Annotated in this window: 13 protein-coding genes; 4 read left to right on the top strand and 9 right to left on the bottom strand. The window is 66.4% G+C overall.

Annotated elements, in window-relative coordinates; genetic code table 11:
- Nucleotides 1-81 precede the first annotated feature (81 nt).
- The gene (locus DIZ22_RS12980) at nucleotides 82-1,953 is read left to right on the top strand and encodes a sugar phosphate isomerase/epimerase and 4-hydroxyphenylpyruvate domain-containing protein (RefSeq protein ID WP_122928261.1); all 1,872 of its coding nucleotides are present in this window, start codon (nucleotides 82-84) and stop codon (nucleotides 1,951-1,953) included.
- A 6-nt stretch (nucleotides 1,954-1,959) separates the two neighbouring features.
- Here the strand turns inward: DIZ22_RS12980 and DIZ22_RS12975 are convergent, their stop codons facing one another.
- The 6 genes from DIZ22_RS12975 to DIZ22_RS12950 form a co-directional block, all read right to left on the bottom strand.
- Nucleotides 1,960-3,273, bottom strand: coding sequence for a carbohydrate porin (locus tag DIZ22_RS12975; protein ID WP_122928260.1), 1,314 nt, complete (start codon nucleotides 3,271-3,273; stop codon nucleotides 1,960-1,962).
- Nucleotides 3,270-4,166, bottom strand: a complete 897-nt coding sequence (locus DIZ22_RS12970; RefSeq protein WP_048938461.1) for a shikimate dehydrogenase — start codon at nucleotides 4,164-4,166, stop codon at nucleotides 3,270-3,272. The genes DIZ22_RS12975 and DIZ22_RS12970 overlap by 4 nt, the downstream gene beginning before the upstream one ends.
- A 25-nt stretch (nucleotides 4,167-4,191) precedes the next feature.
- Nucleotides 4,192-5,547, bottom strand: a complete 1,356-nt coding sequence (locus DIZ22_RS12965) for an MFS transporter (protein ID WP_122928259.1) — start codon at nucleotides 5,545-5,547, stop codon at nucleotides 4,192-4,194.
- Nucleotides 5,548-5,698: 151 nt separating this feature from the next.
- Nucleotides 5,699-6,604 carry a LysR family transcriptional regulator gene (locus DIZ22_RS12960; protein WP_122928258.1) on the bottom strand — a complete coding sequence of 302 codons (906 nt, stop codon included), beginning with the start codon at nucleotides 6,602-6,604 and terminating at the stop codon, nucleotides 5,699-5,701.
- Between the two features lie 158 nt (nucleotides 6,605-6,762).
- On the bottom strand, nucleotides 6,763-9,456 hold the full coding sequence (locus tag DIZ22_RS12955; RefSeq protein WP_122928257.1) for a TonB-dependent receptor: 2,694 nt from the start codon (nucleotides 9,454-9,456) through the stop codon (nucleotides 6,763-6,765).
- A gap of 72 nt (nucleotides 9,457-9,528) precedes the next feature.
- Nucleotides 9,529-11,163: a serine hydrolase domain-containing protein gene (locus DIZ22_RS12950; protein ID WP_122928256.1), complete on the bottom strand. Its 1,635-nt coding sequence runs from the start codon at nucleotides 11,161-11,163 to the stop codon at nucleotides 9,529-9,531.
- Nucleotides 11,164-11,442: 279 nt separating this feature from the next.
- Here DIZ22_RS12950 and DIZ22_RS12945 point away from each other — a divergent pair, with 279 nt between their 5' ends.
- The 3 genes from DIZ22_RS12945 (at nucleotide 11,443) to DIZ22_RS12935 (ending at nucleotide 15,143) form a co-directional block, all read left to right on the top strand.
- Nucleotides 11,443-12,108: a response regulator transcription factor gene (locus tag DIZ22_RS12945; protein ID WP_010338501.1), complete on the top strand. Its 666-nt coding sequence runs from the start codon at nucleotides 11,443-11,445 to the stop codon at nucleotides 12,106-12,108.
- Nucleotides 12,109-12,135: 27 nt separating this feature from the next.
- Nucleotides 12,136-13,626 carry a HAMP domain-containing sensor histidine kinase gene (locus DIZ22_RS12940; RefSeq protein WP_122928255.1) on the top strand — a complete coding sequence of 497 codons (1,491 nt, stop codon included), beginning with the start codon at nucleotides 12,136-12,138 and terminating at the stop codon, nucleotides 13,624-13,626.
- 92 nt (nucleotides 13,627-13,718) lie between these two features.
- The gene (locus tag DIZ22_RS12935) at nucleotides 13,719-15,143 is read left to right on the top strand and encodes a CapA family protein (protein WP_122928254.1); all 1,425 of its coding nucleotides are present in this window, start codon (nucleotides 13,719-13,721) and stop codon (nucleotides 15,141-15,143) included.
- 51 nt (nucleotides 15,144-15,194) lie between these two features.
- Here the strand turns inward: DIZ22_RS12935 and DIZ22_RS12930 are convergent, their stop codons facing one another.
- The 3 genes from DIZ22_RS12930 to DIZ22_RS12920 are packed head-to-tail and all read right to left on the bottom strand — an operon-like array spanning nucleotide 15,195 to nucleotide 20,822.
- Nucleotides 15,195-18,638, bottom strand: a complete 3,444-nt coding sequence (locus DIZ22_RS12930) for an SbcC/MukB-like Walker B domain-containing protein (RefSeq protein WP_122928253.1) — start codon at nucleotides 18,636-18,638, stop codon at nucleotides 15,195-15,197.
- The gene (locus DIZ22_RS12925) at nucleotides 18,635-19,303 is read right to left on the bottom strand and encodes a DUF4194 domain-containing protein (RefSeq protein WP_048938469.1); all 669 of its coding nucleotides are present in this window, start codon (nucleotides 19,301-19,303) and stop codon (nucleotides 18,635-18,637) included. Before DIZ22_RS12925 ends, DIZ22_RS12930 begins: the two co-directional genes overlap by 4 nt.
- Nucleotides 19,293-20,822 carry a Wadjet anti-phage system protein JetA family protein gene (locus DIZ22_RS12920; RefSeq protein WP_122928252.1) on the bottom strand — a complete coding sequence of 510 codons (1,530 nt, stop codon included), beginning with the start codon at nucleotides 20,820-20,822 and terminating at the stop codon, nucleotides 19,293-19,295. The genes DIZ22_RS12925 and DIZ22_RS12920 overlap by 11 nt, the downstream gene beginning before the upstream one ends.
- Nucleotides 20,823-20,873: the final 51 nt, after the last annotated feature.

The following is a 20,873-nucleotide window of genomic DNA, read 5'->3' as shown; positions in this document are numbered from 1 at the left end:
CTATGCTATGGGATAGTCGGTCTTGAGCGGTTAAATGGCGGTGCCGGGCTGTGGGATAAGGGGGCTTCAAGGAGATCCCCCATGTCCAACGCCATCGCCACCGTTTCGCTGCGCGGCACGCTTGAAGAGAAATTGCGTGCCGCTGCCGCGGCCGGCTTTGCCGGGGTCGAGATATTCGAGAATGACCTGATCGGGTCGGAATTGGCGCCGCGAGACGTGCGGCGCATGCTGGACGATCTGGGCCTTGCCTGCATGCTCTACCAGCCCTTCCGCGATTTCGAGGGGATGCCGGGCGCGCTGCGCCAGCGCGCCTTCGACCGGGCCGAGCGCAAGTTCGACCTGATGGGCGAACTGGGCACCGATCGCATCCTGGTCTGCTCCAACTGCTCGCCTGCCTCTCTGGGCGAACGGGAGCGGATCGTCGACGATTTCCGGGATCTGGGCGAGCGGGCGGCCAAGCGCGGCCTATTGGTGGGCTATGAGGCGCTGGCCTGGGGCCGGCATGTGTTCGATCATCGCGATGTCTGGTCGATCGTCGAGCAGGTCGACCATCCCCATATCGGCATCATCCTCGACAGCTTCCATTCGCTGTCGCGCAAGATTCCGAGCGACAGCATCCGCGATATCCGTGGCGACAAGATCGTCTTCGTTCAGCTCGCCGATGCGCCGCTGCTCGACATGGACCTGCTCTATTGGAGCCGCCATTTCCGCAACCTGCCGGGGCAGGGCGGGCTGGATGTCGCCGGCTTCGTCGCGGAGATATTGGCCACTGGCTATGACGGGCCGTTGTCGCTGGAAATCTTCAACGACCGGTTCCGCTCCAATGCGGCGACGCTGGTGGCGGAGGACGGGCATCGTTCGCTCGACTATGTGCGCGATGCGGCGCTGCGGCAGTTGGGGCGCCCGTCGACCATGCCGGCGCCGGAGCCGGTGCTGGGCGCCGAATTCGTGGAATTCACCACCGCCAGCGCCGATTCCGCGCGGCTGGGCCGCACGCTGACGACACTGGGCTTCAGCCTTGCCGGCGAGCATCGCCAGAAGAAGGTGACGAGATGGCGCCAGGACGGCGTCAACCTGGTCATCAATGCCGAACCCAAGGGCTTTGCCAGCGCCTATCGTGCGGCGCATGGATCGTCCATCTGCGCGATCGGCGTGCGGGTGAGGGACAAGGCGGCGGTGCAGGCGCGCGCGGCGGCGCTGGGGATCAAGGCCTATAGCGCGGAAGGCCGCCCCGGCCGGATGGCGATGCCGGCGCTGCGCGGGGTCGGCGGCAGCCTGGTCTATCTGATCGACGATAATGAGGTCGAAGGGCTGTGGGCACGGGAGTTCCAAGCGATCGAGGCAGCGCCCGATGCGCCGGTCCATGCCCATGGCTTCGACCATCTCGCCGCCGTCGTCCATAATGACGAATTCCTGTCCTGGCAGCTTTACTGGCGCGCCCTGTTCGGGCTGGAGGCCAAGGCGGCGCAGGATGTGATCGATCCGTCGGGACTGGTGCATAGCCAGGCCTTGCAGGCGCCCGACGGCGCCTTCCGCGTGACACTCAATGCGTCGGACGCGCGCGAGACGCTGTCGTCCCGCTTCCTCGACCAGGGGATTGGCGGCGGCTATCAGCATGTGGCGCTGGCGACCGACGATATCTTCGCGACGGCGCAGGCATTGCGGGATGAGGGCGCCGCGGTGCTGACCATCCCGGCCAATTATTATGCGGACATCGCCGCGCGCTTCGGCTTTGACGATGCGCTGGTGGCTCGGATGCAGGCGCTGGGCATCCTCTATGACGAGGACGCCGATGGGCACGGCTTCTGGCAGCTTTACAGCCGCGCTTTCGACAAGCTGTTCTTCTTCGAGTTCGTCCAGCGCGATCGTGGCTATACGGGCTATGGCGCACCCAATGCCGGCGTCCGGCTGGCCGCACAGAACCGGTTCCGCGCCGAGAACCCGGTCGATTGAGCGGGGTCAGAGGATCAGCTTGATCGTCATGCCGGCCACCACCGCATCGGGATAGCGGCTCGTCGCCCCGACGCGGTGGATATATTGGAGGTTGGGGCGCAGCAGCAATGCGCGGGTCGCCTGCCAGCCATAGAAGATTTCGCCGCTTGCTTCCCAGCGCTGCGGATCGACATCCTGTCCCAGCATCTGCTGGTCGCGCTGCCGATCGGCGATGCGCGGATTGACCCTGGCATAGACGAGGCCGAGGCCGAAATTGTCCCTGGGCCGATTGTCCCACAGGCCGCGCGCGACGAAGCCGCCGCTCAGGAACAGGGGCACGCGCGCGGTCGCCCGGTCGGACAGGGTCATGGTGCCGAACAGCGACAGGCCGCGTTCGCCGGGGCCGAAGCGGACGATCATCTTTTCCGCCATGGCCCAGGCGCTCCACCGTTCGCGCCGGGTGGCCGGGGCGAGGCCGGACAGGGCGTAGGAATCGCCATTGGCGTCGGCATAGACGTCGGGCTTGTCGGTCGTGTCGATGAGGCCGCCGACCCGGACCAGGCCGGGCAATTGCCCCGCGCCCTGGCCCGATTTCCAGCCCAGTTCGACCGGCAGGACGACACTGTCGAAACGCGGCGCCAGTTGCCAGCCATTGCCGGTCTGGGCGCGGATGCTGTTCACTTCGAAGGCGGCGACGCTGATGCTCAGCCCATGGCCGATGTCCTGCCGGGCGCGGATGCCCCAGCGCGGGATCGGGAAGCCGGAAAAGCCGCTATTGTAGAAGAGCGTGGTCGGGCGCGGGCAGAAGGCGAAATTCTGGAACTGGCAGCCCGAGGGCAAGGTCGCGAAATCGTCGCCCGTATGATAGAGGCCGATCTTGAGCGCGGTCCGGCCGCCGTTCAACTGCTGCTCATAGCTCAGTTCCGCCGGGCGCAGATCCTGCCCGCCGCCGAACAGTTCCTGCACCTCGAACAGATTGCCGATGCGGGTCGCGGTCAGATCCTGCCCCTTGCGATGGATGATCGTCGCGATGATCTTCCCGCCTGAAAGGCCGAACGCCTTGCCGGTGTCGACGACCGCCGATGCCAGCAATTGCTGGGTATAGGCTGCGCCCTGATCGCGCCCGCCGCTGATCGATGCGGCGCTTTCGGAGACATAGGAGAAGGTGAGGTTGACGCCGCTGTCCTTGAGCCGTGTGCGCCAGCCGGCCTGGGGCGCGGCCGGCGGCGGGGGTGGGGGCGTCTGTGGTCCGGCGGGCGGCCCCTGCAATTGCGGCGCGGGCTTCACCGCTTCGGCGACCTGGACGGGCAGGACGATGGCGGGCGGGCTGTCGGCGATCATGGCGCGACAGCCGCATCGGTCGCGCGGGCGAAGTCCGCCAGCATGCGGTTGCTGTCCGGTGCGACCGCTGTGAACAGGGCGAAGGCATGGGCCGCCTGCATCACCGCCATGCCGCCGCCGGTCAGTATGGCGCAGCCCTTGGCCTGCGCCGCCACCAGCAACGGGGTGTGCAGCGGGAAATAGATGATGTCCGACACCCATTGATCGGGCGTCAGCAGATCGGGATCGAAGGGCAGGCCGGGATGGCTGAGCATGCCGATCGGGGAGGTCTGGACCACGCCATCGGCGCCGGCTATGGCATCGGCCGCATGGGCCATGGCCTGCACCTGCGCCGCCGGGAAGAGCGCGCCAAGCCGATCGGCCAGCGCCGCCGCGCGGTCCTGTGCCGGATCGACGATGGCAAGATGCGTCGCGCCAAGGTCGAGATGGGCATAGCCGACCGCTGCCGCAGCGCCGCCTGCACCGATCATCGCGATCCGGCCGCGCGGGCGATCGGCAAGGCCTGCGACTAAATGGGCGCGATAGCCCGACCAGTCCGTATTGTCGCCATGCGCCCGGCCGTTGCGGAACAATATGGTGTTGACCGCGCCCAATGCCCGCGCCGCGTCGGACAGGCTGTCGAGCAAGGGGATGACCGCCTGCTTGAAGGGATGGGTGACGTTGATCCCGTCAAAGCCCATCGCGCCCAGCATCGGCAGCAGGCGGGGCAGGTCGTCCGCGTCATAGCCCATCCGATCGGCATCGAGGATGCGGTAGACGAGGGTCAGGCCGAGCGCCTTTGCCTCCGTCTCGTGCATGTGCGGGCTGCGCGATCCGGCGATGCCCTGGCCGATCAGGCCGCAGAGAATGGACGCGCGGGGGCGATCCGCGACGGGCGCGGGGGACTGGAACATGGCATTATCCTTGGAAGAGGGGCGGTCAGTCGGCCTTGGGCAGGCGGATCATCGCGGCGCAGATGCCCGCGATGACGGCTGGCACCGCGAAGACACCGAAGATGACAGGCAGTGAGACTTTCGCCGCGAGCAGGAAGCCGCCCAGCATCGGCCCGATCACTGCGCCGATCCGGCCGACGCCCATGGCCCAGCCGATGCCGGTGCCGCGTGCTTCGGGCGGATAGAGGCTGGCGGCGAGCGGGTAGCAGCCGTTGAAGCCGCCCTGGACGAAGACGCCGATCAGGAAGGCGGTGGCGAGCGTCGCGATCAGCGGCATGGTGACCGATCCGAACAGGACCAGCGTGACGGCGGCGGCCGACATATAGCCCAGGATCAGACGGCGCAGGTCGAAATGGGTGCCGGCTATGCCGATCAGGGTCACGCCGACAAAGGCACCGATATTGTAGATGGCGCCGGCATAGATGGCGTCCTTGGCCGGCAGGCCGGCCTCGACCGCCAGCTTGGGGATCCAGCTGATGACGAAATAGAGCGTCATGAAGCCGGAGATGGTAGCCATCCACAGCAGGATGGTGCCGGTCGCGCGGCCATCGGTCAGCAGGCCGCGCACACCGGCCTTGTTGGCTTCATGCACCTTCCTGGCGGGCAGCGTGTCGACCGCCGGCTGGCCCATCGAGCGGAGCAGGCGGTTGGCCTTTTCCAGCGCGCCCTTGGGCTGGCGGCTGAGCAGGAAGTCGATGCTTTCGGGCAGCAACAGCCAGACGAAGGGCAGGGACAGGGTGCAGAGGATCGCCGCGCCCAGCAGCATCGCCTGCCAGCCGTAAATGGGCAGCAAGTTGGCGACGATGAAGCCGGTGATGGTGGCGCCGACCGGATAGCCGGCCTGGAGGAAACCGACCGCGAAGGTGCGATGCCGGGGCGGGGCATATTCGGCGGTGAGCGCTGCCATGCTGGCCAGCACCGTGCCGATGCCGATGCCGACGATGAAGCGGCTGACGATCAGTTCGCCGATATTGGCGGCCATGGCCGAGCCGAACATGGCGCCGGCCATCATCACCAGCGAGGCGAGGATCAGCTTGCGGCGGCCGAACCTGTCGGCCATCGGCGCGATCAGCAGGCCGCCGGCGGCCATACCGGCCAGCCCGGCGCTGAACACCACGCCCAGCCGTTCGGGCGTCACCTGCCAGTCGGTCGACAGGGCGGGGGCGATATAGGACAGGATCAGCACGTCCATGCCGTCAAGCATGTTGAGGATGAAGCAGATGGCGACGACCAGTATCTGGCGCGCGGTCCATAGGCTGTCCGATGCGACGGGCGCAGCCTGGCCGTCAACGGTCACATAGGGCCGCACGGACACGCTGCCGGTGGCGGAATAGCTGGCCATCTCGAATAATGCCTTTCATCCTCTCGCGGCGCCCTGCGCCCTTGCCTTGCTTGTCCGGTGGCCTGTCGGCTTCTATTCTGCGGATGGCTATGCCTCATCCATTCAATAGGTAATTTCCACCGCTCCAGATGCGCTTCGCTATATCGCTATGTTATGGCTTTGGCGGGCGCGGCAGGGCGAGCATCGCACTGCGGGCAATCTCCTCGAAGGTTTCGCCGATGATGGCGCGCGGCGATTCCATATTGCGGTTGATATAGACCGGAAGCACGCCGGGGTCTTCAAATTCCAGGAAGCGGACGGTGTCGGCATGGGGCTGCATCGCGGTGAAGCTGTCGACCAGCGCCACGCCCATGCCGTTCGCGACGAAGGCGACCGCGGTTTCGGCGAAGCGGATATAGGTGGAAACGTCCGGTTCCTGCCCGGCGCGGGCGAACATGTCGGTGATGATCCGCCCATGGGGCGTGTCGGGGCGGAAGGATTGCAGTTGCGCGCCGGCAAGGTCCGCCACGCCGATCCGGTCGCGATCCGCCAGTGGATGATGGCTGGGCACGGCGCAGACCATGCGCCCGGCGCCGATCCGGCTGGACAGGATGTTGGGATGATCGATCGGAAAGACGGTCAGCGCATATTCGCCGCGCTGGAGCGCGAGATAATCGATCGCCTGTTCGACCGAGAGAATGTCGAACTGGATGGTGAGGCCGGGATAATTGGCGCTGAGGCGGGCCAGCATCTGGGGCAGGATCGAATGGCCGAGCGAGGGCGATGCGCCGACGCGAAAGGTCTTGTCCTCCCCCTTGGCCAGCCGGCGGATGACATGGGCGAGATCGTCGAAGCCCTTGTAGATGCGTTCGATCTCCTCGAACAGCACGCCCGCTTCCTGGGTCGGCACCAGCCGGCCGCGGGTGCGGTCGAACAGGCGGAACTGCAGCCTGTCCTCCATATGGCCGAGCATCCGGCTGAGGCCGGGCTGGGACGTGCCGAGCATCCGCGCGGCGCCGCTGACCGTCTTGGTAATCATGACGGCGCGGAAAATTTCTATCTGTCGAACCGTGAGCATCGAACGTCCATGATCCTGCACCGGATGGATAGCGCGTGCTAGCCCAGCGGGGCGGCGCATGAAAGCCCGCCGCGTGCGTGCCGGTCGTTCGAAGGCGGGTTTTCAATGTGCGCGGGCAGGGGGCAAGGGGTTGCCCGCGCACATCGATCAGCCAGGGATCAGAAGCGAACCTTGGCGCCGACCGTCATGTAACGGCCGATCGTGTCATAGTGGATCGCGCCATAGGTGGTCAGCGGCGGATCGCGGTCGAACAGGTTGTTGACGTTGGCGAACAGGGTAAACTTGTCGACATTCACCTGGGCACCGAGGTCGACATAGACGCGGGCGGCGATGTCGTTGTTGGCGATATCCAGCGCATGGTTGAACTTGCCGCCGCCGACATAGCGGACGCGGGCGTCGACCGAGACGTCCTGGCTGCTGTAGTTGATCGACCCGGTGGCGCGCCAGTGCGGCGTGCCGAAGCTGACATTGTCGCCCACGTCACCGGCGCGGTCGACGCTGGTCATGCCGTCGTTGATCAGCACCTTGTCGACATAGGTGGCAAGGCCGCGGAAGCGCATCGTGCCGCCCAGGCCGCCGCTCACCTTGCTCAGCGGCAGGGTGTAGCTGGCCTCGATATCCACGCCGGCGGTCTTGTATTCGGCCAAGTTGATATAGGTGGTGTAGATGGTGGTCGGGGCACCGGCAGTGTCACGCACGATCTGGCTGCACAGGTCGGTATTGCCGTTGGCGCAACCGCTGATGACGTCCTGCGCACCCAGCGAGGTGATCGCGTCCTTGAGCTTGATGTTGTAATAGTCGACCGACAGGTTGAAGCCCGGCAGGAAGGTCGGCGTGAACACCGCGCCGGCGGTCAGCGTGCTGCCGATTTCGGGCTTCAGGTTCGCATTGCCGCCGCCATAGCGGGTGATCGAGTAGGTGCTGCCATTTTCCGCGACCGTGGTGAAGCTGGTCGTGGTGGTGGTGTAGAGTTCCGCCAGGCTGCCGGAGCGGATGTCACGCGAACGCGACACGCGCAGCAGCAGATTGTCGAAGATGCGATCGGTCACACCCAGCTTCCACGACCAGATGCCACCGCTGGTGCTGTAGCGGCTGTAGCGGGCCGCACCGTTGACATCGAGCTTGCTGAACGGCTGGTCGAGCAGCGGGATGGCGACTTCGCCGAACGCTTCCTGGACGTTGAACCCGCCGTCGAGCGGCGAGAAGTTGAAGCGGCTGAAGCCCTTGGCGGCCGAGGTGGCGTCGAGGCTGTTGGTGACCTGCTCTTCCCAGCGGGCTTCCGCACCGAAGGCGACCGAAACCGGGCCGGCCCAGGTGGAGAAGGGATCGCCGCGCAGGCTGGCGCCGGCGCTGTCGAGCTTGGTGGTGTAGACGACGCGGGCGACATTGCCGAACACATAGTCGATCGCGTCCTGGCTGGCGGCGCCTTCGCCCAGGATGTTGAGCGGGCGGCAGGCGGTCGTCGGATCGGTGAGCGCGGTGCGGCAGACGATATTGCCGCTGCTGTCGGTCACGGCATCCAGCGCGGCGGTCAGGTTCGCGCCGGTGATCTGGTTGTCATAGCTCTGCATGTTGCGGTTTTCGCCATGGCTGTAATAGGCCGAATAGCGCCATTTGCCGTCCGCGAAGCTGCCATCGACGCCGATCGCGCCTTCCACATTCTGGCGATAATAGCCGAAGGTGCGATAGCCATAATCCTCGAAGAAGCGGCCGACCTTGATGCTGGTCTCGCCGGCGGCGGCGAGCTGATCGCGGATCGACTGCGACAGATAGGGATTGCTGGCCGACAGGGTGTAGGTGCCATTTTCCGCATAGAAGGGATATTTGGCCCAGATGCGGCTGTAGCTGCCGTCCGCCCAGAAGGTGGCGTCGCCAACCTCAAAGCTGGCGCGGGCATAGCTGTTGACGCGCTGATAAGGGTTGGTCAGCGCATATTCGTCGTTGGTGGCCACGCCTTCGCCGCCGACCATGGTCGAACCGCTGATCTGGCTGCCGTACTGGAAGGCGCGCAGCGTGCCGTCCGAATTGAAGGTCTGGCCCTTGAGCGTGCCCGAGGTGATCAGGCCGCCGAGGCTGGTGGTCGAGCTGTTGACGTCGCGCACCAGGATATAGTCATGGTCGCCCGTGGTCGGCGAGAAGAGGTTGGCGCTGCCGACATTCTTGCGCGAGTTGCGGTCGAGAATGCCCTCGTCATTCTGATATTCGGCGCCGATCATGAAGTGGCCGCGGCCGTCGGCGAAATGGGTGCCGAAGGTGCCGTCGAAGCTGTAGCGATAGCCGTCGCCGCGCGACGACACGCCGTTCTGCGCGCCGATGGTCAGGCCTTCCAGATCATCGTCGAGCATGATGTTGACGACGCCGCCGATCGCGCCCGAGCCCCAGGCTGCGCTGGCGCCGCCGGTGACGATCTCGACCCGCTTCACCAGGCCCTGCGGCACGGTGTTGAGGTCCGACGAGCCGGTGAAGCGGCGGTTGTTGAGCAGGGTCAGGGTGCGGGTGACGCCCAGGCCGCGAAGGTCCATCGCCGACGAGGAGGAGTTGGTGTTGGCGACGGTGCTGGCCGGCGACTGGGTTGCGCGGAACTGCGGCAGGTCGTTCAGCACCTGCGCGATGCTGGGACGGGCGCCCTGGCGCAGTTCGCTTTCGCCCACGACGGTGGTCGGGGTCGGCGCGTCGAAGCCCTTGCGGTCGATGCGCGAACCGGTGACGACGATCGAACCGGCGTCATCGTCGGCGGCGGGCGTGCTGTCCTGTGCCATGGCGAGCTGCGCCGAGGCGAGGGACAGGACCAGAGCGGCCCCGGCGCTGCCCGCCATCAGCAGGCGGCGAAATCCAGTGTCTTCAATACGCATTTCCAATAGTCCCCTTTTGCTCTTGCTTTGTTGTGGCCGCGACCCGAGCGGCTCTTGTGTGATGGCTGAAAATCAGTCGGCGACGCGGCGGAAGGCGACGTCGTAGGCACGCCCTTCGCCAAAGCGCAGCGCGGTGACCGCGCCCGATGCGTCGCGTTCGAACTTGACGGTGATGCGGCCCGCGCCCGGCGCGGCCTCGCCGGTGAAGACGTCGGCATAGGCGGGGCTGAGCGGCGTGTTGTACCAGCGCGGGCCGCTATAGGTCAGCGTGTCGCCCTGCTGCTTGAAGCTGAGGCAGGCGAAGGTGTCGACGCCGCAGAAGCGGCCGACATAGGGCTTGGCGTCGAAGGCGGTGACGGCATCGACCTTGCGATAGGCGATCTTCTCGCCCTCGCGATGTTCCAGCGTCAGGCCGGTCTTGCCAAAGGCGAAGATATCCTCGCGCTGGGCCCAGCGGCCCGGACCCACCGGGGTCAGCACCCGGCCGTCTGCGCGCAGATTGCCCTTGTCGTCGCTGTCGAAGCGGACCGGGAAGCCGGTCATGCTGTCGGCATAGGTGCCCGAGGGCAGCGGCCCCTTGGGGGTATAGGTCTTGGCCTTGTAGGCGGGCAGGAAGATGTCGGCGACATCGCGGCCCAGCACCGGCGTGTCGGCATTGCCGGTATTGCAGAGCAGCGACACGGCCAGCTTGTGCTGCGGATAGCGGGCCATCCAGGCGCGGTAGCCGCCGGTCGACCCGCTATGGCTGACTTCCTGCTGGCCATGATGGTCGAGGTTCACCAGCGCCAGCGCATAGGCGATCGGCGTGCCGTCATTGAGCTTGGTCGGCGTCTGCATCTGCGCGGTGAAGCCGGCGCCGAACGTGTCGGCGTCGAGCGCCGCCTGCCACTTCACCAGATCGCCGACCGTGGTCAGCAGGCCGCCATTGCCATAGGCGTCCTCAATCACCTGGTCGTTGCGATAGACGCCATCGTCGAATTCATAGGCACCGGTGCGGCCCGGCACGACATCGCCATGATCGTCGCGCCAGCGTGTGTGGGTCATGCCCAGCGGCTTGAAGATATGGTCCTGGGTGAAGTCGGCGAGCGACTGGCCGCTGACCCGCGCGACGATGATGGCGAGCAGGTTATAATTGCTGTTGCTGTAGAGATAATGGCTGCCGGGCGCGAAGTTCAGTTCCTTCTGGCGCGCGACGATGTTCAGCATGTCCTGATTGTCGGCGGTGCGGCTGTTGCGCGGCCAGCCCTCGATCGCGGCGACCGAGCCCCAGTCGCGCAGGCCGCTGGTGTGGTGCAGCAGGTGGCGGATCGTGACCGGGGTGCCGTAATCGGGCATTTCCGGCACGACCTTGCGGATGTCATCGTCCAGCGACAGCTTGCCGGCATGTGCCAGCATCAGGGTCGCGGCGGCGGTGAACTGCTTGGAGTCCGATCCGGCCTCGAAGATGCTGTCCGGGGTGAGGGGGACGCCCAGTTCCAGGCTGGCCATGCCATAGGCGCGGGTAGCGATCGCCTGGCCATTGCGCGAGACGGCGACGGCGCAGCCGGGGGCGGTCTCGCTGTTCCAGCGCGCAAACAGCGCGTCGAGACGGGCGAGCGATGCGGCATCAGCCGGGGCCGGGCTGGCCGATTGCGCCATGGCGGCAGCGGGCAGTGCCGCAGCCATGCAGATGAGCGCCCCCGCGAGCGAGGACCGAACGGTCGTCATATCTATTTTCCCCTTGTGCGCCCGAAGCGCTCTTGCCGCGCTGCGATCTGTTTTTTCTGGCGGCGCGTACGGCGGAAAATCCGTCGTCGTCCGTCTTTCCTGGCGAGTCCTAACCGGAGTCGCTGTCACGAACCTGACACAGAGAGGGGTGGGGCGGCCGATCTTGCAATCAACGGCAAGATAAGGGCTTTTTATTTGGTATTTGCATTCCTGCTGCGGATGCGTATCGCAATTTAATGTCGATCGAGGGTGCCTGCCGGGATCGGTAGGAGTGCTGTAATGCGTTTGTTGCTGGTGGAAGATGATGAGCGTCTGGCGCGGGGGATCATGGCCTCGCTGGAAGGCGCGGGCTTTGCCGTCGACATATTGACCAGCGGCGAGGATGCGCTGCGGCTGGCCGATCAGGAACCCTATAGCGCGATCATCCTGGACCTGGGCCTGCCCGATCTGGACGGCCTGGAAGTGCTGAGCCGGCTGCGCGCGCGCGGTGCGCGGACGCCGATCATCATCCTGACCGCACGTGACATGATCGACGACCGGATCAATGGTCTGGATCGCGGGGCCGACGATTATATGGCCAAGCCGTTCGATCCGCGCGAGCTGGAATCGCGGGTCCGCGCGCTGGTGCGACGCAGCCAGGGCACACTCGATCCGGTGCTGCGCATCGGCACGCTGACCTTCGACCGGTCCAGCCGCACTGTCTATCTGGAAGGCAGCATGATCGACCTGCGCCGACGCGAACTGGCGGTGCTGGAGACGCTGATGGGCCGGCCGGGCAAGGTGGTGGCCAAGGAAAGGCTGTCGGCCGAAGTGTTCAACTTCGACGATGCCGTCACGCCCAATGCGCTGGAGGTCTATGTCGGCCGCCTGCGCCGCAAGTTGCAGCCGTCCGGCCCGTCGATCCGCACGATCCGCGGGCTGGGCTATATGATCGAAGCGGCCTGAGCGCCGGACTGATCGACCGCCACGCACATGCGCAGATTGTCTTCCTCGCTGCGGCTGCGCCTGACGGGGGCGGTGATGATGCCGCTGACGGCGCTGGTGCTGGTCTTTTCCGTCATCACCGCACTGGTCAATCACAATACGGAGGCGGACACGGTCGATCGGGTGCTGGTGGGGTCGGTCCGGACGCTCAGCCTTGCCTATAACAGCCCGCCGGCCGACCAGAAGCGGCTGGTGCCGCTGGTCATTCACCTGCTTCAGCGCCGCGCCCGGCCGGTGGTCCATTACAGCGTCTATCGTGGCGATACGCTGGTCGCCGGCGATCCCAGCCTGAAACCGCCTGCCGACTATCGCGCGGACTGGGACGGCGTGACCGATCGCCATCCGCCCGCGACCTTCAAGAATGCCTATCGCAAGACGCCGCTGGTGCGCGGCTATCTCGATCCGGCGGACGCCCATTATGTTACCCAGGCGGCCTATCTGCGCAGCAGCACGCTGCACGGCAAGCCGGTGCGGATCGCGACCGAGATGCGCCGTGCCTATGGCGATGACAAGCTGATCGCGATCCAGATTGCCGACTATCTGGATGATCGGTCCGCCTATGAACGGCTGTTCCTGCGCCAGGTGCTGCTGGTCGGCGTCGCGGTGCTGCTGGTCACCGGGCTGCTCTTCTGGTGGGCGATCCGCTGGGGACTGCGACCGCTGTCGGACCTGACGGGGCAGGTGGAGGCCGCCCGGCGCGAGGCGTCGCCGGCTTTCCGCATGGAAATGGCGGAAGCCACGCCGGTCGAGATCAAGCCGTTCGTCGCGGCCTTCAACGGGCTGATGGCGCGGCTGGAGCGGGCGACCAATTCGCTGCGGCAGTTCACCTCCAACGCCTCGCACCAGATGCGCACGCCGCTTGCCGTGGCGCGGGTCCATCTCGATGTGCTTGATCGCTATGGCGCGGCCTCGCCCCAGGGCAAGGCGGCGTTGCAGGATATTCCCCACGCCATCGACAGCCTCGAACAATTGCTGCGCCAGTTGATCGCGCTCGCCCGCAGCGAGGAGGATGGCGACATGCGGATGGTACCGTTCGACCTGTCCGAAGTTGCCGCGGACGTGATCGCCGATCGCGCGGCCCAGGCGCCGGCCGATATCGAGATCGGCTATGACAAGGCGATGGTCGGTCCGGCCATGGCAGTCGGCCAGCCGGGGCTGGCGGCGGAGCTGATCGGCAATCTGCTCGACAATGCGATCCGCTACAATCGGCCGGGCGGCACGGTGACCGTCCATCTCTATCGCCGCGAGGGGCAGGCGATGGTCGATATCGACGATGATGGTCCGGGCATTCCCGAGGCTCAGCGCGAGAAGGTGTGGGACCGTTTCTACCGCATGCCGGGCAACAGCGCGACGCCGGGCACCGGCCTTGGCCTGCCGATCGCCCGCGCGCTCGCCGACCGGATGGGCGCGCAGATCAGCCTGGCCGACGGACGGACCGGCCGAGGGTTGTGCGTCACCATCGCGTTTCGCGCCGAATAGGCTCGCCGAACAGAAAAGCCTGTCCCGGCGACAGGTTCATGTCAGCCCGACCGGCTATCCCCGACACAAAGTTACAAAGGGGAAGTCCGTTGATGCTGTCCAAGATTCTTCGCCGCCGCGCGGTGCGCAGCCTGTCGCTGGCCGGCGCCGCGCTGATGCTGACCGCGCCGATCACGGCCCATGCCGAGGAAGAGGAAAGCGGCGGCCAGCTGTCGACCCGCCGCGTGCCGACCAGCCCGATCGCCGGTGATTTCAGCTTCGCGGCGGTCGGCGACCTCATCTATCTGCGGCCGATGCTGGCGACGATCGAGCAGCAGTCGCCCGACATGCTGCGCATCCTGCGTGGCGCGGACGTGACCTTCGGCAATTTCGAGACGACCGCGCTCGACCTCAAGACCTTCAAGGGCTCGCCGCAGGCGGAGTCGGGCGGCACCTGGATGCTGGCCGATCCCGCCGTCCCGGCCGATGTGGCGAAGATGGGCATCGACATTGTCGGCCATGCCAACAACCATGCCACCGACTGGGGCGTGGAGGGGCTGTATGACACGCTGGCGCTGCTCGACGGCGCGCATATCGTCCATGCCGGCACCGGCCGGTCGATGACCGCGGCCCGTGCGCCGGCCTATTATGACGGGCCGCATGGCCGCGTCGGGCTGGTGTCGGCCACCACCAGCTTCACGCCGATGACGCCGGCCTCCGATCCACTGGGCCAGGTGCCCGGCCGTGGCGGCGCCAACACCATCCGCAGCGTCGAGGTCGGCCTGGTGTCCGATACCGACCTGGCGACGATCGCCCGGCTGGCGGGCACCAAGGCGGGGGCGTCGGTCAAGATGAAGGGCCGCGAATATCGGACGACGACAACCCCGACCGCACCGATGACGATCGAATATGATCTCAACGCCAGGGATGTCGCCGCCAACATGCTGGCCGTGCGCCAGGCCAAGCAGAATGGCAATTTCGCCGTCTTCTCGCTGCATAATCATGAGCCCGGCAATGCCAGCCAGACGCCCGCCAATTTCGCCCAGGGTCTGGCCCATCAGGCGATCGATGCCGGCGCGGACGCCTATGTCGGCCATGGCCCGCACCAGCTGCGCGGGATCGAAATCTACAAGGGCAAGCCGATCTTCTATTCGCTCGGCAACTTCGCGATGATGAACAACAGCCTGGATGACCTGCCGGCCGACATGTACGACCAGTTCGGCATCACGCCGGGCAGCGTGACCGCACCCGAACTGCTGCAGGCGCGCGGCGCGAAGGAATTTGGCGATCCCAACCTCTATGAAACGGTAATCGCGGTGAGCCATTACAAGGATGGCCAGTTGAGCGAAATCCGCCTCTATCCCGTCGACCTGGGCGTCAACGCGACGGGTGCGGGCAAGGGCGTGCCGCACCTGGCCGATGCCACGGTCGGTGCGCGCATCCTGGAACGGCTGCAGCGCCTGTCCACGCCGTTCGGCACGAAGATCGAAACGGTCAAGGGCGTGGGCGTGATCCGCGTGGCAGCTTCGCGCCCCTGATCGAATGGCGGCTTCAGGGGCGCAGGACGGCGCCCCTGAAGCCGCCTTGTCCTATTCCGCGCTGTCGAGCGCGAAGAGGTCGAGCCGTTCGGCCAGCGCGGCATCGTCCAGATGCTGCGGGTTGGCGGCGCGCATCTGGGTGCGGGCATGGGGCTTGATGCGGACGGCTTCGGCGCTGGCATTGTCGCCATGGCGGAACACGTCGATCACGCTGTCGAGATTTTCATAGACGACCGCGCGCTTTTCCGATGGGGCGGCGATCACCACCTGCAGCCCGATATCGTCGTAAAATTCGAGCAGGGTGCGCTGGTTGGGGCCGTCCATCTTGCTGAACGCCTCGTCGAACACGGCAAGGCCCAGACCCAGCTCCGCCCGCTCATATTGCCGGCGCGCGCCATGATAGATGCTGGCCAGCGCCGCGCCGATCACCACATAATAGGGCACTTGCCGCTCCGCGCCGCTCGCCGTGCCCTTGCGCTTGTCATAGCTGGTGGTGCGCCCCTTGTTCACATCCTTCATGCGCAGGTCGAAGGTGAAATAGTTGCGGTAATCCTGGTAGGCCGAGAAATCGAGGGACTCGTCGCTCAGCAGCCGTTCGACCTCCGCCAGCGCCTGGGCATGTTCGGCGTCGCGCGGGGCGGCCCGGCCAAAGAGGGCGTCGAAGGTCAGTTCGTCATGCTCGCTCTCGCGCGCCAGCCGGTGGAGCGCGGCAAACTCCTCCTTGGGACGGGCATGGAGCGTGTAGATCTCGCCGTGGAGCGGCCGCATCCGCAGCGCGCGGGTGAGGTTGTCCAACTCCGAACGCAGATCGTTGAAGCGGGCGTTCAGCTCATGGATGAAGGCGGTGCGGAACAGCTGGCCGATCTGCTCGGCGGCTTCGTCGGCCTGGCGCCGATACTGGATCAGCTCATTTTCCTCCAGCGCCGCGATATTGGCGGCGAGCCAGGGCTTCACCTCGGTCGCGATCGCGCCGGGCAGGGCAATGGGCGCGCTATTGTCGAAATCGGCGCGGTAATGGCCCAGCGTCTCGCGAATTTCGCCCTGCAACGCCTGATAGGCGTCGCGGGCCTCGTCCGCGCGCTTCATCATCTCCTGCACCAGTCGGGGCAGGGGACGTCCGCGCTGCTGGCGATAGGCCTCGCGCAGGATCGAGAGGCTGGCCGATGAGCGCACCCGATCCTTGAACAGGGCGCGCCGCGAGCGCAGGCAGAGCCAGGAGCCGGGCTGGGCATCGCCCGCATCCAGCCGCCGCTGGATTTCGATCCTGGCCTGGCCAAGCTGGCCGCGCCGGCCGATCAGTTCTTCCTTTTCCTCGGTGGCGCTGCGCAGTTGCAGCTTCACCTTGTCCAGATTGTGCTGGATCGCCGGATCGACCGTCATCGCGATCTTGTCGAGCCGGTGCTGCAATTCGGTGCGGCTTTCCTCATGCTGGTCGATCGCGGCGACCAGCAGGTCGAGCCGGTCGGCCGGATCGACATCGGCCATCAGCGGCAGCAGCTTGCGATGAATATCGTCATGGAACCGCTCGGTTTCGGCATGGACGGCGATCAGCGCCTGCCGATCCTCGATCCGGGCGAGCAGTTCGGCCTCCATCAGCGGGGCTGCGGCCCGGCCGATCTTGAGGTCGCGGGTGCGCAGCACCTCGACCACGATGCCGCTATTATAGGCGCCATCGCGCATGATCGCGCGGCCGCCCGCCAGCAATTCCGCCTGGGTGCCGGCGAGGCGCACCTGACCCGTGCGGAAGCGCAGGAAGGCGATCGCCAGCGGATCGTCGCTGGCAAAGACGGTGGCGAGGGAATCGGTGTCGAAGCCGGGCGGCTGTTCGGCGAGGCGCCGGCTGTTGATGACCCGGCATCCGCGGAAGCCGTCGCGGTTGGCGCGCACGATCTCGACCGCGCGGGACGCATGTTCGGGATCGACCAGGATCGCCTCTCGGTCGCGCCCGAGCAGTGCCTCGGCCGCTTCGCGCCATTGCGGATCGACGATTTCGGCCACCTGGCAGAGCGTGCGCGGGCGCATATTCTCCCGCTCCAGCGCGGCCATCAGGCGGATGGTGCGATCATCCAGGCTCACCTGGCCGGCGCGCGCCTTGTCGCGGCGCGCGACCAGATCGGGCAGTTCGTCCTGCAGGCCACGCCGCTGGGCGATCGCCTGGTCGCGCCGTTCCTGGATCTTGGCGACGCTATCGATGGCGCTGCGGCGGGCGGTGGCGATCAGATCCTCCATCGCCAGCGGATCGCGTGGCCATGTCGGCGGCTCCAGCCCGTCGCTCTGCTGCCGCAGCGCCTCCAGCGCCTGGAACAGGGCGCCGAGTTTCAGGGGCGCGAGCCGCTCGCGATGGTCGAGCAGGCTGGCGCCGAGCGCGGCCGCACGGAAGCGGGCTTCGAGCCGTTGCACCACGCCGGTGCGGGCCAGGTCCACGGCCTTGAGTTCGCTGGCGACCACGGCACGCTTGCCGGCAGCACCCTCCGCCACGGACTGGGCGAGCAGGCTGTCCTGCCGATCGCCCAGTGCCGCGATCTCCGCATCGCAGCGGCCGATATCGTGCTGGATGTCGTCCAGTTCCGCCAGCGTGTCGCGCCGTTCGCGCAGATTGGCGATCAGCGCGGCGCCCGCCTCGATCATGGCGGCGAGGCGGGCGGTGCCACGGGCGACATCCTCCCGTTCCAGCAAGGTGACGAAGCGGGACACAAGTTCGGCCAGCGCCCGCAGCGCGTCGAGCCGCCGTTCCAGCTCATGCACATCCTTCTGGATGTCGCGATAGCGCTGGATGCCCTCGCGCAGCTCGCCGATGTCGATGTCGTTCCGGGCGAGCAGGAAATTATGCACGAAGCCCTCGACCGAGCGCATATCCTCGAACGACAGGGCCATGACGAAGGCGCGGATGAACCGATCCGGATCGCTGTGGCGCCGGCCGGTGAACAGCTGGCGCATATATTCGCGGATATGGTTGCGTGGGCCGTCGGGGCGAATGAGTTGGGTGCCGGCCGCTGTGCAGGCCTGCTCCAGCCGTTCGCGCACCAGGCTCCAGGGCGCCGAGCGCTGCTGCCCGCCGTCCAGATGCTCGATCAGCAGATCGGTATCCACCCGCACGCCGGGCGCGATATAGCGGCCGACCACCTGCGCATCCTCGATCGCGGATGCCTCGACGCACAGGCCCACACTCACCGGCGGACGCAGGCCATCGGGATCGTCGAACGTCAGCACGATGTGGGTGACGGATTCCTGGCGCAGAAATTCATGTTCGTTGAGCTGGCCGAGGCAATAGCCGCGCAGCGTGCGTTCCGACTTGCGGCTGCCGGTTTCGCCGGCGGAACGATTGAACTGATACCAGCGCCGCGAACCGCCGGTCATCACCGCCTGGATGAGGTCGATCAGCGTCGACTTGCCGGAGCGGTTCTGGCCCAGCACGGCGGTGTCGCCGCCGACGGCCAGGTCCTCGCGACCGAACAGATGCCATTGCACCAGTGCGATATGGGCAAGCTGCATCATGCGACCTCCTCCTCGTCGGCGTCATCCAGATCGATGACGGGCTCCTCCGTCTCGCTTTCCTGATAGTCGCCGCCGGCCAGCAATTGTTCGAGATGGGCCATGAACTCCTCGCCCGCGACGGTGGCGATCAGCGCGCGGATGGTGATCGGCATGTCCTCCATCTCGTCGTCGATGTCGCCCATATGGACGATCGCCCGGCGGTCGAGTGCGGTGACCAGTGCCTTGAACTCGTTGATGCCCAGCGTCGCGCGGCGGGCGCGGGCGACCATGTCCTGATAGGCGTCATAGGCGGCGTTGAGCGTCACCATCACGCTGCCATAGCGTTCGACATCGCCTTCCTGGATGCCTTCTTCCCACAATCGGCGGAACAGCAGCAGCACCAGCGTCTCGTCGATCCGCATGCGCGGATGGCCGATCTGTTCGGTGTCGGGCAGGATGCCGGCCCAGCCCTCGCTTTCGCGCACCACCAGCCGGTAGCCGGCGACTTCGAAATAATCCGCCACCAGCCGCTCGACCTCGGGGCGGAGCAGGACTTCGAGCAGCGCCGATGAGCCGCGATCCTGCACATGCAGGAACTGATGGCGCAGCAACTGGCTGATCGCCTGGGTCACGCGGTGCATCCGGCGCGGATCGCGCGCCTCCAGGGTCTGAAATTCACTGAGCATCTTGTATCTCTGGGGTCACGGCATCGCCGATGCGCGAGACGGTGAAGCCCGCGCAGTGCAGCCAGTCATTGTCGATGGTCGATCCGGTATCGACCGAGAAGCGGAAATGGGGCGCCAGATGGTTGGCGATGGTATTGCCCCGGCCGTCGGCATCGGCGGCCAGCACGGACAGGCGCAGCGCTTCGAGCGTCAGGAAATCATCGACCGTCTCGATCGCGAAGCGGCTGGCCTCGCCCGATCCGAAGGGCGCCACGCGCCGTTCGAGGAAGCGGCTCACCTGTTCGGGCGTGACGGCAAGGCGGGCCAGATAGTCCCGGTCCAGCCGCTTGCGCCATTCGCGCAGGGGATCGGGCGGCGGCAGGACCAGCAGGCCGCCCGAAACCGTCGAACGATAGGTGCGCGGCCGAGCAAGCAGGGCGGGGGACCAGTAGGACCGGCGCGGTTCCAGCAGACCGGACATGGACGGCGCCATATCCTGTCCATCCGTCCGGGCGAGCAGCCGATCGAGTTGCAGCAGCATCGGCTCGCTGCGCTGGAGGAAGCTGTTGCCGCGCCGTCCGGCATAGCGGACGGTGTTGCGCAGCCGCGTCTCCAGCCGGCTGCGATGCTGCTGGATGCGCTCGAAAGCCTCCTCTATCTGGTCGAACACGCGCCGCACCTTGTGCAGATCGTCATAGACCAGATCGCGGGCGGCAGACGGATCGGGCGCCAGTCGGGCCTCATTATAGGCTTCGGCGATGGCGGCGACGTCGGCGATCGAATCCTCGATCGCGTCCAGCGCGGTGAAGATGCGATGGCGGAAGCGATAGGGGTGGGAAGTGGTCGAGATGGCCGCATAATCCTGCAGCAGCAGCTTCTCGACGAAATCCTCGAAATAATGGCGCAGCCGGCGGCCGACGCTGTCGCTTTCCACCACCCGCTTGTCGATGTCGCGCAGCGCGCTCAGCACGCTGCGCAGATAGCGGCCGAAGCTGGCGGCGTCGCGCGCCGCCTTGTGCAGGCCGGGCGCATTTTCCCGCGCATTGCGCTGCAGGGCTTCCAGCTCGTTCTTCACCTGGATGACAAGGCCGCCAAGCTGGTCGGACAGGCCTTCGCGCAAGCTGCAGAGAAATTCGGCCAGGCGCATGGCGCCGGCCGGCATGTCGACCGTGACCTTCAGGCCATAGCGGCTTTCCTCGATCCAGCCGGTTGCCTGCAGTCGGTTGTAGATATGCCGGGCGCGCATCATCGCCGCGCTGGTCGCCTGCGCGTCGGCGGCTTCCAGCTTGCGCCGGCGCACGCGGCGGCCCGGTCGCGCGGCCAGCTTGTCCAGCACCACCGGGCTTTCATCCTCGCGCCACAGCTCCGCATTGTCGCCCAGCAGCGTATAGATCAGCTGGACGACCTCGCCCTGGGTCGGGAAATGCAGGTCGGAACGGTAGAAGCCTTCATAGAGGCCGATCAGCACGCGCTCGTAGAGAAAGCGGTTCGACCCGGCGAACAGCGCGAAGATATCGGAATGGAGTTGGCCGAACAGCATCAGGCGGCACCATGCGCCGCCAGGCGGGACGCGCGATCGGGTGCGGTCGCG

This window comes from Sphingobium sp. LF-16 (assembly GCF_003711185.1).
Lineage (GTDB): Bacteria > Pseudomonadota > Alphaproteobacteria > Sphingomonadales > Sphingomonadaceae > Sphingobium > Sphingobium yanoikuyae_A.
The sequence above is the reverse complement of the archived record's forward strand: the minus strand, read 5'-3'. Positions and strand labels throughout refer to the sequence as shown.